This window comes from Iodidimonas sp. MBR-22 (assembly GCF_029946565.1).
In the GTDB taxonomy this organism is placed as follows: domain Bacteria; phylum Pseudomonadota; class Alphaproteobacteria; order Sphingomonadales; family Rhodothalassiaceae; genus Iodidimonas; species Iodidimonas nitroreducens.
The window spans coordinates 61,385-74,627 of sequence record NZ_JARKVQ010000013.1 but is presented as its reverse complement, the minus strand read 5'-3'; the positions used below and the strand labels follow the sequence as shown (position 1 = coordinate 74,627).

The following is a 13,243-nucleotide window of genomic DNA, read 5'->3' as shown; positions in this document are numbered from 1 at the left end:
ATCTCCTAAAAAGGCAAATCATAAGAGGTGAGAATCGCCGACAGGATGGACCCGATGATCCCCGCCACAAGAATACCCAGAAACAAAGTCACCATCGGCACCAGCAGCGAAACGAGCTTGCGGGTTTCGCGGCCGATTTCCCCTTCATAGATGCGCGCCGTGGTCAAAAGCATAACATCAAGCCGACCGCTTTGCTCCCCCACCCGAATGAGGCGCGCCGCCAGGGGGGGCAGCACCCCGGCTTCAACCAGCGGTTCGGCCAAGCCTTCACCCCGGCGCAAGCGCGGTACCACCTGCTCCACAGCCCGCACCAAACGGGCATTGGATAAGGTTTTTCCACTCATCTGCAAGGCCGGCACCACATCCACACCATTTTCGATCAAGGTTCCCAAAGTGCCACAAAAACGCGCCGCCTCGATTTTCCGCATCAAAGGGCCGATCAACGGCAAATCAAGCCATTGCCCCTGAATCCGCGCCCGCAAGGATGCATCCGTTGAAATAAACCGCATAATAATGTAAAAAATGATAATCGCCAGCGGCAAAGCCCACCAGAATTGCTGCAAAAGCCGCGAAGCCCCCATCACGATCCGTGCCGACATCGGCAAGGCATTGCCCGCGCTGCTGAACAGCGGCTCGAATTCCGGGATCACCCCCAAAAGCAAAACCAGAACCGCCCCCCCCGAAGCCACCAGAATCAGGATCGGATAATTGAGGGCCGAGCGGATATCCTGCGCCAAAGCATGGCTGCGCTCTAAACTATCGGCCAGCTTGAGCAGAACCCGATCAAGGGTGCCGCCCGCCTCGCCCGCGCGCACAAGTCCGATGAAATGGCCGGGGAAATTCTCACTTTGATCTTGCAAGGCATCGGCAAAAGACGCGCCGGACCGAACCTTTTCCAGCAAGCCACCCGCAACCTTTGCTGCCACTGTGCGCCCGCCATCCTGCTGTGCCAGCATCTGCAGACCCTGCTCCAATGGCAATCCGGCATCGAGAAGGGTGGCCAATTCACGGCTCATCATCGCCAAACCGCCAGATGTCAGCTTTTTAGCCTTTGCCTGATCCAGCGAAAAGCCCAGGCGCCCGGCGCGAGAGAAAAGACCACCCGAAAAAATCCCGGCATCTTTTCGGCTGAGATCGGTCATCTGCACCGGCTGCAAGCCCTGCCCCCGCAAATGGGCGATCAGGGCCGCCTGATCCGCCCCATGAAAGGTGCCTTCCACAAGCCGACCCGATTGATCTACAGCGCGATAGCTGAAAGCAGCCATAAAATCACCCATCCCGCGCCGTGCGGAGCACTTCTTCGACCGAGGTTTCTCCGGCCAGGGCTTTGGTCATCCCATCTTCATAAAGGGTGATCATCCCGGCTTCCAGCGCCGCCCGCTGCACCTCTGATGCATCCCCATCCTTCAGGATAATCCGGCGCAGATGATCATCGATCACCAGAATTTCCACAAGGCTGGTACGGCCGCGATAGCCGCTTTGATGGCAGTGATCACAGCCTGTGGGCTGATAAAGCGTTGCAGATAAAGGCGCCCCCAGTTTCTTCAAGCCCAGCTTATCATAAAGCTCCGGGCTGATGGCATAAGGCGTTTTGCACGCATCACACAGGCGGCGCACCAATCTTTGAGCCACAACGCCATTCAGAGTGGCGGTGACCAGATAGCTTTCAAGCCCCATATCCATCAAGCGGGTGACCGAAGCCGCAGCGCTATTGGTGTGCAAAGTGGATAACACAAGATGCCCGGTCAGCGCCGCCTGAGCCGCAATCCGCGCTGTTTCCAGATCGCGAATTTCCCCAATCAGGATGATATCGGGGTCTTGACGCAAAATGGCGCGTAAGGCATTGGCAAAGGTCAAACCAATAGCGGGCTTCACCTGTATCTGATTGACCCCATCAAGCTGATATTCAACCGGATCTTCCACTGTCACGATTTTGGTGCCCGCTTCATTCAAGCGGGAAAGCGCCGCATAAAGGGTGGTGGTTTTCCCCGAACCCGTGGGCCCGGTGACCAGAAAAATTCCATTGGGGCGCTGCAAGCCTTCCAGCAAGCGCTCAAGGGTTTTGCCGCCAATGCCCAAGGCCCCGAATTCAAGGCTCAACTGATCCTGATTGAGCACCCGCAAAACCACGCCTTCACCAAAAAGGGACGGCAAGGTGGAGACACGCAGATCAATGGCAGAGCCGCGCACCGCCAGCTTGATCCGTCCATCCTGCGGCAGGCGACGCTCGGCAATATTGAGCTTGGCCATGATCTTCAGACGCGAAACGATGGCCGATTTCAGGCGCAAGGGGGGCGTTTCACCGTCCTGCAAAACGCCATCGACCCGATAGCGAAGGCGCAAACGCTGCTCATATGGCTCCAGATGAATATCCGAGGCGCGCAAATCGATGGCATCCTCGATCATCCGGCTGACCAACCGAACCACCGGCGCTTCACTGGCCAGATCGCGCAAGCGCTCGATATCGGTTTCAAACCCCTCGTCCTCAGCAGCGCTATGGGTGCGATCAAGCTGATCTTCGGTCGCCTGCACCGAGCCATAAAGCCGATCAATCGCCTGCTCGATTTCTGTAGGCAGCCCCACATGCACCACCACCGGCACATCGGCAATCATCGATAAAGACTGCCGAACGAAATCATCACCGGGATCAGCCATCGCCAGATCAAGACGATCATCAGTGAGGGCAAGGGGCAAGACACGCTCTTCGCGCAAGAAGCGGGTGCTGAGCGATAAGCCCGGGATCGCCTGTGCGGGGAAAGCGTCCTGTTCCACAAGCTTCAGCCCATGGCAGCGGGCCAAAGCCATCGCCAGATCCCGCTCCGCCATCATGCCGAGTTTCAGCAAGACCAGAGGAAGGGAATCCCCCGTGGTCTGACCAATGAGGCGCGCTCGCTCGACAGTAGAATTCTCGATCCGGCCAGCGTCCATCAGCAAGGCCGCCAGGCGTTCGTCACGATCAGCCAAAGGCGTTTCCATAGTCTTCATCTGTCGCACAGCCCGGCCAGAGTGTTAACAATACTTTAAGGATTTAATCTAAACACATCTTATCATCATGAGTGTTAAAAAAAATATTAATTTTTTTAACGATAAATCCTCAAACACAAATTCGTGAAATTTAATTGATTCTACCATAAAGCGCGGAAACTCCACAACCTAGAGAACATCCATACGATGTATTTCTAAATGTTTCCACGCAATAACACAAATGCAATGTTAAAATAAATCATTGTTTTATAATCATAAAATTCATAAGACAGTGCTGATTTGTCTATTTTTAAGAATATGGCAAAATATGGGCTTGCATTAATTCACAATAAGGCGAAAAATGACAACAGTGAGTGTGGCCCTTTTTGGTTGAGTGAATTTGATTCTTAATGCGGGTAGTTCATAAATAATGATCGCTTTAAAAGTGTTTCGTAGATAATGACGATACGATCTCGTTATTCACGGCCAAACACATCTTTAGAGCTGTTTCCCCACCGCATCCAAATCGCTTGATCAGATCATGCTTCGCGTGAATTTCGCGCTTTGTGTGCAAAGCTTTCTCACAACCCTGATGGCATCCGTCTTCAGGGAATCGCGGATCGACACGTCAACCTGGAGAAATCCTTATGTTCAAAAGGCGAGATGCTTTGAAGCTGGGTGCCGCTGCCGCTGGTGCGGGCCTTGCGTCGAAGTATGCAATGAGTGCGCCGAAACAGCATGTTATCGAGCGCACACCCGGTAATTTCCCACAAACCGGGCTTATTTTCCCTCAAACATTCAGGCCATCATGGGTGTCCCGACCAAGTCCTAAGGTCACCCCTTTTACGGCCCCCCTGTTTCGGATGCCGATTGCGCAATCCGTGCCACAATCTGATCTGCTTGATCCCATATTGGGCGGCATGGCGCCCGATCCCGAACGGCATCAGCTGTTCGATAAATTTGCGCCGCAAAAGTTCTATTACGAACGCTTGCAGGAATCGCGCTGGGTGTATCATCCACAACCCCCCTATAATCAGGGATCGTGGCACTATACCTTCACCGGTCCGAACTTTACCAATATCGCCCCGGGGCCGACCTATAAGGCCAAATATGGCGAGCCTGTTTTCGTTCGTCGCATCAATGAACATCCGGAAATCGGCACGGGTAACGTGAATTTCGCGGTTCCCAGCTTTTCGGTCCATCTGCATAACGGCCATACGGCGTCGGAATCAGATGGCATTCCCCAGGATTATTTCAATCCCGGCGAATTCTGGGATCATCATTACGCAAACTTCCCGGCGGGCGATCAAACCGGTAAGAATGACGATGAGCGCATGACCACCTTGTGGTATCATGATCATCGCCTCGATTTTACAGCCACCAATGTGTATGCGGGTCATGCCGGTTTCTATCTCCTGTTCGACGAGAAAGATTCCGACAACGAAAATGATTCCAATCCCAATGCCTTCCGGCTGCCCAGCGGGGAATACGACATCCCCCTCATCATCCATGACGTTCAGTTCGATGAAAATGGTCAGGTGGTCTGGGATTTCTTCTCCCCCGATATCCAGAATATCGAAGGCGAATATCTGCCAAGCTTCCAGCACACAACCTTTGGGATGCTGGGCGATACCATGACGGTGAACCGCACCATCCAGCCTTATCTGGATGTGAAACGCCGCAAATATCGCTTCCGTATTCTGAATGGCGGCCCAAGCCGTTTATATGAATTGCATCTGGCCACAGACAGTGCCGATCCCAATGCCCAAAAGGCAACCAACTGGATCATCCTGTCGAACGACGGCAATCTGCGTGAAACACCGCTCGAATCGGAAACCCTCAAGCTTTGGGTGGCCAATCGCTCCGATGTGATCATCGACTTCTCGAATTTCAATGCCGGGGACAATGTTTACATCGTCAACCGTTTGGGCATGCGCGAAGATGGCGCCGGTCAAAGCGGACGCCAGCTTGATGAAGGCGATATGATCATGCAGTTCCGCGTGCAGGCGGGTGATGTCGAAGATCCATCGCGGATCCCCGATTTCATGCGTCGTCAGCCCGCTATCGATTTCAGCGAAGTGCGTCGCGAACGCATCTGGACCTTCGACTATGACAGTGGCCTCTTCACCGTCAATGGCGAGTTGATGGATCCAAACCGTGCTGATGCCAAGATCGAGCAAGGCAGTGCGGAAATCTGGACCTGGCGCAATACCGGCGATAGCTGGGCGCATCCTGTGCATACGCATATGGAAGAATTCCAGATTTTTGAAGTCAATGGCAAGCCGGTGGAGCCGTTCAGCTTCCTCGACACCAAGAAAGACGTGGTGGAACTCGGACCGGGCGATGAAGTGAAATTCTTCAGCCGCTGGCGCGATTTCCTCGGTCCTTACATCATGCATTGCCACAATGTGGTGCATGAGGATCACGCCATGATGGTGCGTTGGGATCTTGTGGAGCCGGGTCAGGGCGACTGATCCCCTCACCGAAACTTTTCGAAAAGGATGACAATTCGATGTCTACAACAAGACGACAGTTGTTAAGCGGCGCCGCACAATGCGGCCCGAACGAGAGCCTGACACCCACCTCGGTGCACCAGCTTGATCTCAATGTCCGCTGTGGCTTCCCTGATGTGCGTGCCGTATCTCATACCGGCGATCCGGTGCGGTTCTATGAAGATCGCATGCAAGGCAAGATCTTCATGGTCAATTTCTTCTCGATCGATGATGACAAAATGCACAGCCAAACGGCGCATATTGCCAAGATCGCGGAAGGATTGGGCGACAAGGTCGGGCGTGATGTTTTCATCACCTCGATCACCGTGGACCCCATCAATGACACGGTCGAGCGTTTGGCCGAACATGCCCGGGAATTCAATGCCCCGGATGGTTGGATGTTCATGCGCGCTGCCGGAGAAGAACCAGCGATGCTTGCGCAACGCATGTACCACTTCAATCGTGGTGCCAGTGTGGGCATGGGCCGTCTGGTTTTCTATGGCAATGCAACCGGCAATGCACGGATCTGGGGCACTTTCCCCGCCAAGATCACCACGCAGGATGCCGTTCACCGCATCTCATGGATGCTGCCCCGCAAAAAGCCTGCGACTCCGCAATTGGCTGGTCCTTCCCTTCCGGGAAAGAGCGCCTATGCGTGGAATCACCGCGCAACGCTTTGATGCAGCGCTTTTGAGGCTCAAACGGAATCAATGGAGTGACGTAATGAGAACGAAACTCGACAGGCGGATGGCCAAGGTTCTTTTGCCAGCAGTTATGCTGGCGGGAACCGGCGCGGCATTCGCTCAGGATGGGGCGCCTTTCCAGCCCCTGCCGGCTGACCGCACAATGGAAGTGGTCAATGACGGCACCAAAACGATCTATAAAACCGGATCGGCAGAAGCGCTTTCGGGCGCCGGTCATCCTTTCGCTCCTTCAGAAACGATGGGAGCGGATAGCACCAATCCATCGAACCTGTTGCCCACGATCTTTGGCAATGCGCTCGATTCAGCCGGGAATGAAATTCCCAATACACTAAGCTCGACGCCGGAAAATCCCTATAATCTTCATCCCGATCCCGTTGTCAGCGTTCTGGCTGATGATCGTGGCCCGGAAGAAGATCTGGCGCGGGTGATCAAGCGCCTGAAGGAAGCCACCGATTGGCGCGAATTATGGGCCACAACCCAAACCCGCTTTCATGGTGGTTTGCGCGTTCCCACTGATCCGCGTCGCGGGGATAGCGAAGTTCCGCGCGGCGATCCATCAGCGGGCCAGATTGGCGAGCGTGTCGCCACCCGTGTTGATCAGGAAGATATCCAGTTTGCTTTGAATATTCTGGAAGGAAACCCGATCAATCGCACCTATAGCGGTATGCCTTTGCTCAATTACAAAGGTCCCGAGCAGATCAAATCTGTTGATCCCGAAACCAAATCGGTCACGGTTCATCAGGTTTGGGGGCGGCATTTCATCATGTCGGATACCTTCTCCATCGATCCCAGCAATGTGCTCGATGAAGAATGGACCATTCATTATGTCGTCGATGTCGTGAAAAGAGGGCATGAAGATTGGGCCCCCTTCGTGATGTATTTCGATGATCCCAATCTGCGCGGCGGCGTGGGCGTGCCCTCAGTGGCACTGGATGGTTCCTTCTTTCCGATGAATGAAGGCGAGCGCTATGAGTTTGAATACAAAATGGCTCCAGGGCGCTTTTGGAATCTGACCTATCATTGGGGCTGGCGTGTCCATCCATCCCGCATTCAGGCCATTGAAAATGCCCTGAAGGCACCGGGTGGAAAATCCATTCCGCAATGGGAAATCGATGTCTTTGGCGAAGCGCCTTCGTCCAGCGAAGCCGCCAAGCTGGCTGCCATCGGGATGATCGGAGATCTGGCACCTGCCAAGCGCATGTGGCTGGCCTTGAAAGCCCTGCGGGAATACAACTTCAACGGCCGCACCGAAAACAGCACTGCGCGGCTTTTGGTGAAAGAAATCGAAGAAGCGTTCTTCGATTGGAAAAACCGCAATAAACTGCCGCGTGGGGTCACACCTGATCTCACGGCCGACAGCACTTTGTTCTATGTCAACAACACCATCTATGGAATGTTGACAGGGCATGATGGCACCACCGGTGCGCAGGGTCGCTTCGACGAATGGACCACCCGCGGAACGACACTCAATGTCACCCTTTATAATGGTGATTATTTCCCCCATGGGTATTTCAACGTCGATTTCGGCGGTCTGCGGGGTTGGGAAAATACCTTCCACAACACCCTGCCTTTGAATGGCCAGGGCCCATGGTTCACCTTTGGGCGCACCAACTGGATGCCCAATACGGTCAATCCTGCGGTTGTTCCCCCGGCTGTGCGTCCTCAAGGGGGCTTCACACAGGCTGGTATTCTGGGTGACGCCGCCACGATGGCCGGTTTGGGTGGTCTTGCTTCCAATGTTGCCGAAGCACAGGCCATGACAGCCGGACAAAAAGGCGTGATCATCCAGCAGGAACTGCAAACGGATTTCACCCAGTTTGCCAATCAGGTCACCGAAGAGGGCTTGGGCAAGCATGAAGTGGAAATCGAATTCCGTTACGATCCTGCCCAGCGTCTGCGCTATTATCAGTTCGATCCTTTCCATCATGGCGTTGCCATCTGGTCGGTTCACTGAGGCGGTTATGCTGCTGACGTTAAAGGGTTTTAATTGATAACCACACTGCCGGGCTCAGGCCCGGCAGCTTTTGCGTTTTATACGGATGTCATTCTGCATTGAAGGGATTAAACGATGGAACAGACCCCGGCAAAAACACGTTCGATGATCATAGCGCTTGGCTGCATGGCCCTTGGTTTTACTGCCATGTCTGTTCCGGCTCGCGCCCAGGCTGATCACAGCACGATGGATCATAGCCAGCATGGCCAGAGTGAGCATGTGATGGGTGAGCATGTGATGGGCCATGGTGAGCAGAAATTCTACATGCACAATGGCCCTACAAAGCCCGGTCGGAATTACACGGCGAGCATCGGCGCTTATGATGTTTCATCCGTGCAGCTTGTGGATCAGCATGGCAAAGCCCATGATCTGGCCCAGATACTGGCTCAGCCCGGCCCGGTGGCTTTGCAGTTCATCTTCACAAGCTGCGCCACGGTGTGCCCGGTTTTATCGGCGAGTTTTGCGCAATCCATCGCCCCGATGACGACCCTCGATCCCGAAACACGGCTCATTTCCATCTCGATCGATCCCGAATATGATACGCCTGAGCGGCTTTTGAGCTATGCAACCCGCTATAATGCCCCGGAAAACTGGATGTTCCTTACCGGCTCTTTGACCGAGGTGCGTTTGGCGATCAAGGCGTTTGATGCCCTTTATGAGAGCAGCAATAAAATGTATCATCGGCCTTATACCTATCTGCGGGCCGAACCGGGGAAAGATTGGGTGCGGCTTGATGGGCTTTTGAGCAAGGCTGCCTTGATGAACGAATTTGAAAGCGTGTTGCAGCACCGTGCTGCCGCCCGTCAGTGATCCCCTTAGCCAGAGTAGTGTTGATGTTTGGACCCCCGATCCGCTTTCATTTTTTTGCTCTTGCCTTTGTTTTTAGCGCCGTAAGCGCATTTTCCGGCGCCCATGCGCAAAGCGCCGCATCCGCACCGAAGGGTAATCCCGCCCTTGGCAAGCGCCTTTATTATGACGGGATCAGTGCTGATGGCTCCGTGATTTCCGGCATCACAGGCGGGGATATCCAGATCAGTGGCGCGCAAATGACCTGTGTCAGTTGTCATCGCCCCAGTGGGATGGGATCAAGCGAGGGTGGCGTTTATGTGCCCCCGATCAATGCGAGCTATCTGTTTACCGAACGCAAAGCTGATCGTGCTTTGCGCAATGAACGCTTCAAAGAATATTACAAGGAACCCCAAGGCCCGCTTTTTGTGCATGATGCGCGCCGTGGCCGCTTACGTCCGGCTTATGAGCTTGATCATCTGGGGGCCGCCATTCGCGAAGGGGTTGATCCCGTGGGCCGGGCTTTGAACCCCGCCATGCCGCGCTATGAATTAAGCGATGCCGATGTCGCCAATCTTTATGCTTTTCTGGAAGAAACCTATCCAGATTATGACAAGGGCGTGGAGCCTGAAAAATTGCATATGGCCACCATCGTGGCTGGCCCGGTTGACCCCGAACGCGCCGAAGCCTTCACCGCTGTGATCACCGCCTATGCCGACTGGAAATCAAAATCCTATGCCACCGATAGAGCCCGCCCCGGCTATTCCCCCTATTATCGATCAGAATTCCAGGATTCCTATCGCGATTGGGATATTGCTGTCTGGCGGCTGACCGGCGATCCAAAAAGCTGGCCCGAACAATTGGAGCGCTATTATCAAAAACAGCCTGCTTTTCTGGTTGCCAGTGCTTTGGTTGAAGGGGATTACGCCCCCATCGCCGCATTTTGTGATGCCAAAAGAATGCCCTGCATCCTGCCCATCACCCAATTACCATCGGAAAATACCGGGCCGGATAGCTTCACGATTTATTTCTCACGCGCCCTGCTGCTGGAAGCCGATGCGCTCGTTAGCCATTTGACCCAAAATCTGGAGAACGCCCCAGAGCAAGGCACGATCCGTCAGATTTATCATCAGGATGCCGAGGGCCGGAAACCGGCTGAGCGTTTTGCCAGCGCTTTGGAAAAGCGGGCCCCTGATCGGAAGATCAGAAGCCAGCAGGTGAAATCGGGAAAAGCCCCGGAAAAGGCATGGGGAAAGGCCATCAAGGCGGCATTGGCGGGCAAAAATCCCCCCTCAACCCTTATCCTGTGGCCCGGCAATGCGCCTGAAGCTGCGGCTAAAGCTTTGGCTGAAACCTCGCTCCCCGGCGATCTCATGATCTATGTGCCCTCGGCCTCGATCGCGGCAATGCAAGCCCATCTTCCCGAAGGCCAATGGGACCATGTGCGAGCCATCTATCCTTATGATAGGCCCGATGCCTATCATGCCGATGCCTATCGGATTCGCGCCTGGCTGCGGGCCCGAAAATTGCCAATTCCCGATTGGCCGATGCAATTACAAGCTTATTATGCGGTGAAAACCATCTCTTTTGCCATGGGCCATTTGCTCAGCGATTATTATGGAAGCTATCTCATCGAATTGATCGAACATGATATCGGCGTGGGTTTCGATCCCGGTCCCCATCCGCGCTTGTCCTTGGGTTCTGGCCAGCGCTTTGGATCAAAAGGGGCCTATATCGTCAAGTTTGATGAAACAAATCGCAAAGGCGTCGAACCCGTATCGGATTGGATCGTACCGTGAGCCTGTTTCGGAAACAAACCCTGCTGCCTTTGGTGGTGGCAGGGATTTCATTTCTGGCGGTTTTTGTTTTTTATAAAACCATGCCAGATCTATTTTCTGCAAATCCATCCAGCACAGATCAAAAGGCCCAAGGCGATGCCTTGAAGTCGAATGACCCGGGATATATCGAGGGCGAGGTCGATCTCGATGCGCCCGTAGGCGGGGCTTTCTCGCTTATCGGGGTGGATGGTGCCCCCGTTAGGGCGCAGGACTTTCGCGGCCGCTATATGCTGATCGTGTTTGGCTACAGCTTTTGCCCCGATGTGTGTCCGATGTCTTTATTGGCGGTTTCCAATAGCCTTTATGCACTGGAACAGGATGACCCTGAATTGGCGGCGCAAATCGCGCCTATTTTCGTCACCCTTGATCCTGAGCGCGATACCCCGGCTATGATGGGCCAATATCTTAAAAGCTTTCACCCGGCCTTCACCGGCATCACCGGCGCGGTACCGGATATCCAGCGGATGGCCACCGCCTATGCCGTGCGTTTTTCCAAAACCACCGATGAAGCCTATAGCAGCTATCTCATTGATCACACGACAAATATCATGCTGATGGGCCGCGAGGGGGAATATCTGACGCATTTTTCGCCCCAAACACCGCCCTCTTTGATGGCCGCCGCCCTGAAAAGCCGCATCCGCCGCTGAACCGCCAAATCCGCTGTGATCAGGAGAGATCAGCCAGAAAGCGGGTCAAAAGCCGCTTCATGTCTTCATAGGCTTTATTGGCTTCGGAAATCGTTTCATCATGGCTCAAGGCATGACGGGCAATCCCGGCGGCCAGATTGGTGATCACCGAAATCCCCACCACTTTCATCCCCGCATGATGAGCAACCAAACATTCCGGCACCGTTGACATGCCAATCGCATCCGCGCCAAAAGCGGCAAACATCCGCACCTCGGCGGGGGTTTCAAAATTGGGCCCGGCCACCTGCAGATAAACTCCGCTGTGCAGATTGATCCCTTCGGCCTTGGCTGCCCCGGAAAGCGCCGTGCGCAATTCGCTGTTCCAAGCATCCGACATATCGAAAAAGCGATCCCCAAAGCGATCATCATTCGCCCCGATCAAAGGATTTTGCGCGGAAAAATTGATATGATCGGCGATCATCATCAAAGACCCCGGCCCCATTTCAGGGCGCGTGCTGCCTGCGGCATTGGTGATGATGATCCGTTCCACGCCTAAGCTTTTCAGGGTGCGAACAGGAATAGCCAGGCGTTGCGCCGGATAGCCCTCATAAAGATGCATCCGGCCCTGCATGCAAACGAGCGGAGTTTTGCCCACCGTGCCAATCAAAAGCCTGCCGCTATGGCCGGCAACGGTTGAAACCGGAAAATCTGGAATATCGGCATAATCAATCACCGCTTCCAATTCCATATTCTCACCAAATTTTCCCAGCCCGCTGCCTAAAATCAGGGCGGTTTTCGGGAATGCTTTATCATAATGCGCCTTGATGGCTTTGGCGCTGGCATCGATATCGAATGAAGTCATGAAAACTCTCTGTTTGCAAAATGTTGAACTTATAAAAAGCTTATCACCGCTTGGCCGAGACAGGAAAGATCGTCCGCAGATCGGTGGTATGGCCTTTTTCTTCGAAAGATAATCCGGCCTCGCAGGCAGCCAGATGGGCGCGCATCAGGCTGATCGCATGATCGGCATCAGCGCGGGCGAGCGCCGCTACGATCTCGCTATGATCATGATCTTCACAGGCCACCCGCTCGGCCCCGCCATAAAGGCTGATGATCAGGGATGTTTGCGCGATCAGATCTTCGAGATAACGCTGGATGCGGCTATTGCCCGTAGCGGCGGCCAATTCAAGATGAAATTGCCCCGAAAGCCTGATCCAGCGCACACGATCATCGGATAAACGCGCTTCCTGCTCGATGGCCACATGCTGTGCCAGGGATTGGAGGGCTTTGGGTTCAATCCGCTCCGCACAGATGCGCACCACCCAATCTTCCAAAGCCCTTCGCGCCTCGAAAATCTGCCGGGCATCAAGGGGCGTGGGGCTGGCGACGAAAGCCCCGCGATGGGGCCGGATCTCAACCAGCGTTTCATAAGAAAGGCGCATCAGGGCGCGACGAATGACCGGCCTGTTCACATCGAATATTTCGCACAGCAACTGTTCCCCCAGCTTGGTTCCCGGCTGCAGGCGCTGTTCCAATATCGCTTTGGAAATATCGCGATAAACCCGCTCTGACGGGTCTTCGGCTTCCATGATCCTGGGCTTTGTGCCTGCCATATTGACGGGGCTTTTCAGCATTCTTTTACGCACAGCACTCTTTGCTTTATGTGTCGCCTTTGGTTCCCCGTTCATGGTCGATCCGTCCCCGCTGGTTTCTTTTGATAATGGTCCGAACATCGCCGCTTTTTTGATAGCAATATCTGTTTGAATTGTTAACAAAATTCTGGCGCTCGGAACAAGCCTTGTCTTTTTCATACACATCTGTTGCTATGATGGGGCAAAAG

The 13,243-nt window shown here is 54.2% G+C and carries 10 protein-coding genes; 6 read left to right on the top strand and 4 right to left on the bottom strand.

Annotated elements, in window-relative coordinates:
* Positions 1-5: 5 nt before the first annotated feature.
* Positions 6-1,265 (bottom strand): type II secretion system F family protein, encoded by a 1,260-nt coding sequence (locus QK300_RS10685; protein WP_281301629.1) that lies wholly within the window; start codon positions 1,263-1,265, stop codon positions 6-8.
* 4 nt (positions 1,266-1,269) lie between these two features.
* Positions 1,270-2,985 carry an ATPase, T2SS/T4P/T4SS family gene (locus QK300_RS10680; RefSeq protein ID WP_281301630.1) on the bottom strand — a complete coding sequence of 572 codons (1,716 nt, stop codon included), beginning with the start codon at positions 2,983-2,985 and terminating at the stop codon, positions 1,270-1,272.
* A 791-nt stretch (positions 2,986-3,776) separates the two neighbouring features.
* Between QK300_RS10680 and QK300_RS10675 the strand changes: the two genes are divergently transcribed.
* From QK300_RS10675 to QK300_RS10650, 6 genes are all read left to right on the top strand, one after another.
* The gene (locus QK300_RS10675; protein ID WP_281301631.1) at positions 3,777-5,438 is read left to right on the top strand and encodes a multicopper oxidase domain-containing protein; all 1,662 of its coding nucleotides are present in this window, start codon (positions 3,777-3,779) and stop codon (positions 5,436-5,438) included.
* 38 nt (positions 5,439-5,476) lie between these two features.
* Positions 5,477-6,136: an SCO family protein gene (locus tag QK300_RS10670; RefSeq protein WP_281301632.1), complete on the top strand. Its 660-nt coding sequence runs from the start codon at positions 5,477-5,479 to the stop codon at positions 6,134-6,136.
* Between the two features lie 43 nt (positions 6,137-6,179).
* Entirely contained in the window at positions 6,180-8,114 is a 1,935-nt protein-coding gene (locus QK300_RS10665; protein ID WP_281301633.1) for a hypothetical protein, read from the top strand.
* A gap of 114 nt (positions 8,115-8,228) precedes the next feature.
* The gene (locus tag QK300_RS10660) at positions 8,229-8,963 is read left to right on the top strand and encodes an SCO family protein (protein WP_281301634.1); all 735 of its coding nucleotides are present in this window, start codon (positions 8,229-8,231) and stop codon (positions 8,961-8,963) included.
* Positions 8,964-8,986: 23 nt separating this feature from the next.
* Positions 8,987-10,738, top strand: coding sequence for a c-type cytochrome (locus QK300_RS10655; protein ID WP_281301635.1), 1,752 nt, complete (start codon positions 8,987-8,989; stop codon positions 10,736-10,738).
* Positions 10,735-11,424 (top strand): SCO family protein, encoded by a 690-nt coding sequence (locus QK300_RS10650; RefSeq protein WP_281301636.1) that lies wholly within the window; start codon positions 10,735-10,737, stop codon positions 11,422-11,424. Before QK300_RS10655 ends, QK300_RS10650 begins: the two co-directional genes overlap by 4 nt.
* 19 nt (positions 11,425-11,443) lie before the next feature.
* Here QK300_RS10650 and QK300_RS10645 read toward each other — a convergent pair whose 3' ends face one another.
* On the bottom strand, positions 11,444-12,265 hold the full coding sequence (locus QK300_RS10645) for a purine-nucleoside phosphorylase (RefSeq protein WP_281301637.1): 822 nt from the start codon (positions 12,263-12,265) through the stop codon (positions 11,444-11,446).
* Between the two features lie 43 nt (positions 12,266-12,308).
* Positions 12,309-13,091: a GntR family transcriptional regulator gene (locus QK300_RS10640; RefSeq protein ID WP_281301638.1), complete on the bottom strand. Its 783-nt coding sequence runs from the start codon at positions 13,089-13,091 to the stop codon at positions 12,309-12,311.
* Between the last annotated feature and the right edge of the window lie 152 nt (positions 13,092-13,243).

Bases quoted from the DNA above. Each gene is read 5' to 3' on its own strand.
- QK300_RS10640 (WP_281301638.1), bottom strand. From the start codon at position 13,091: ATGAACGGGGAACCAAAGGCGACACATAAAGCAAAGAGTGCTGTGCGT.
- QK300_RS10655 (WP_281301635.1), top strand. From the start codon at position 8,987: ATGTTTGGACCCCCGATCCGCTTTCATTTTTTTGCTCTTGCCTTTGTT.
- QK300_RS10665 (WP_281301633.1), top strand. From the start codon at position 6,180: ATGAGAACGAAACTCGACAGGCGGATGGCCAAGGTTCTTTTGCCAGCA.
- QK300_RS10680 (WP_281301630.1), bottom strand. From the start codon at position 2,985: ATGAAGACTATGGAAACGCCTTTGGCTGATCGTGACGAACGCCTGGCG.
- QK300_RS10685 (WP_281301629.1), bottom strand. From the start codon at position 1,265: ATGGCTGCTTTCAGCTATCGCGCTGTAGATCAATCGGGTCGGCTTGTG.
- QK300_RS10645 (WP_281301637.1), bottom strand. From the start codon at position 12,265: ATGACTTCATTCGATATCGATGCCAGCGCCAAAGCCATCAAGGCGCAT.
- QK300_RS10670 (WP_281301632.1), top strand. From the start codon at position 5,477: ATGTCTACAACAAGACGACAGTTGTTAAGCGGCGCCGCACAATGCGGC.
- QK300_RS10660 (WP_281301634.1), top strand. From the start codon at position 8,229: ATGGAACAGACCCCGGCAAAAACACGTTCGATGATCATAGCGCTTGGC.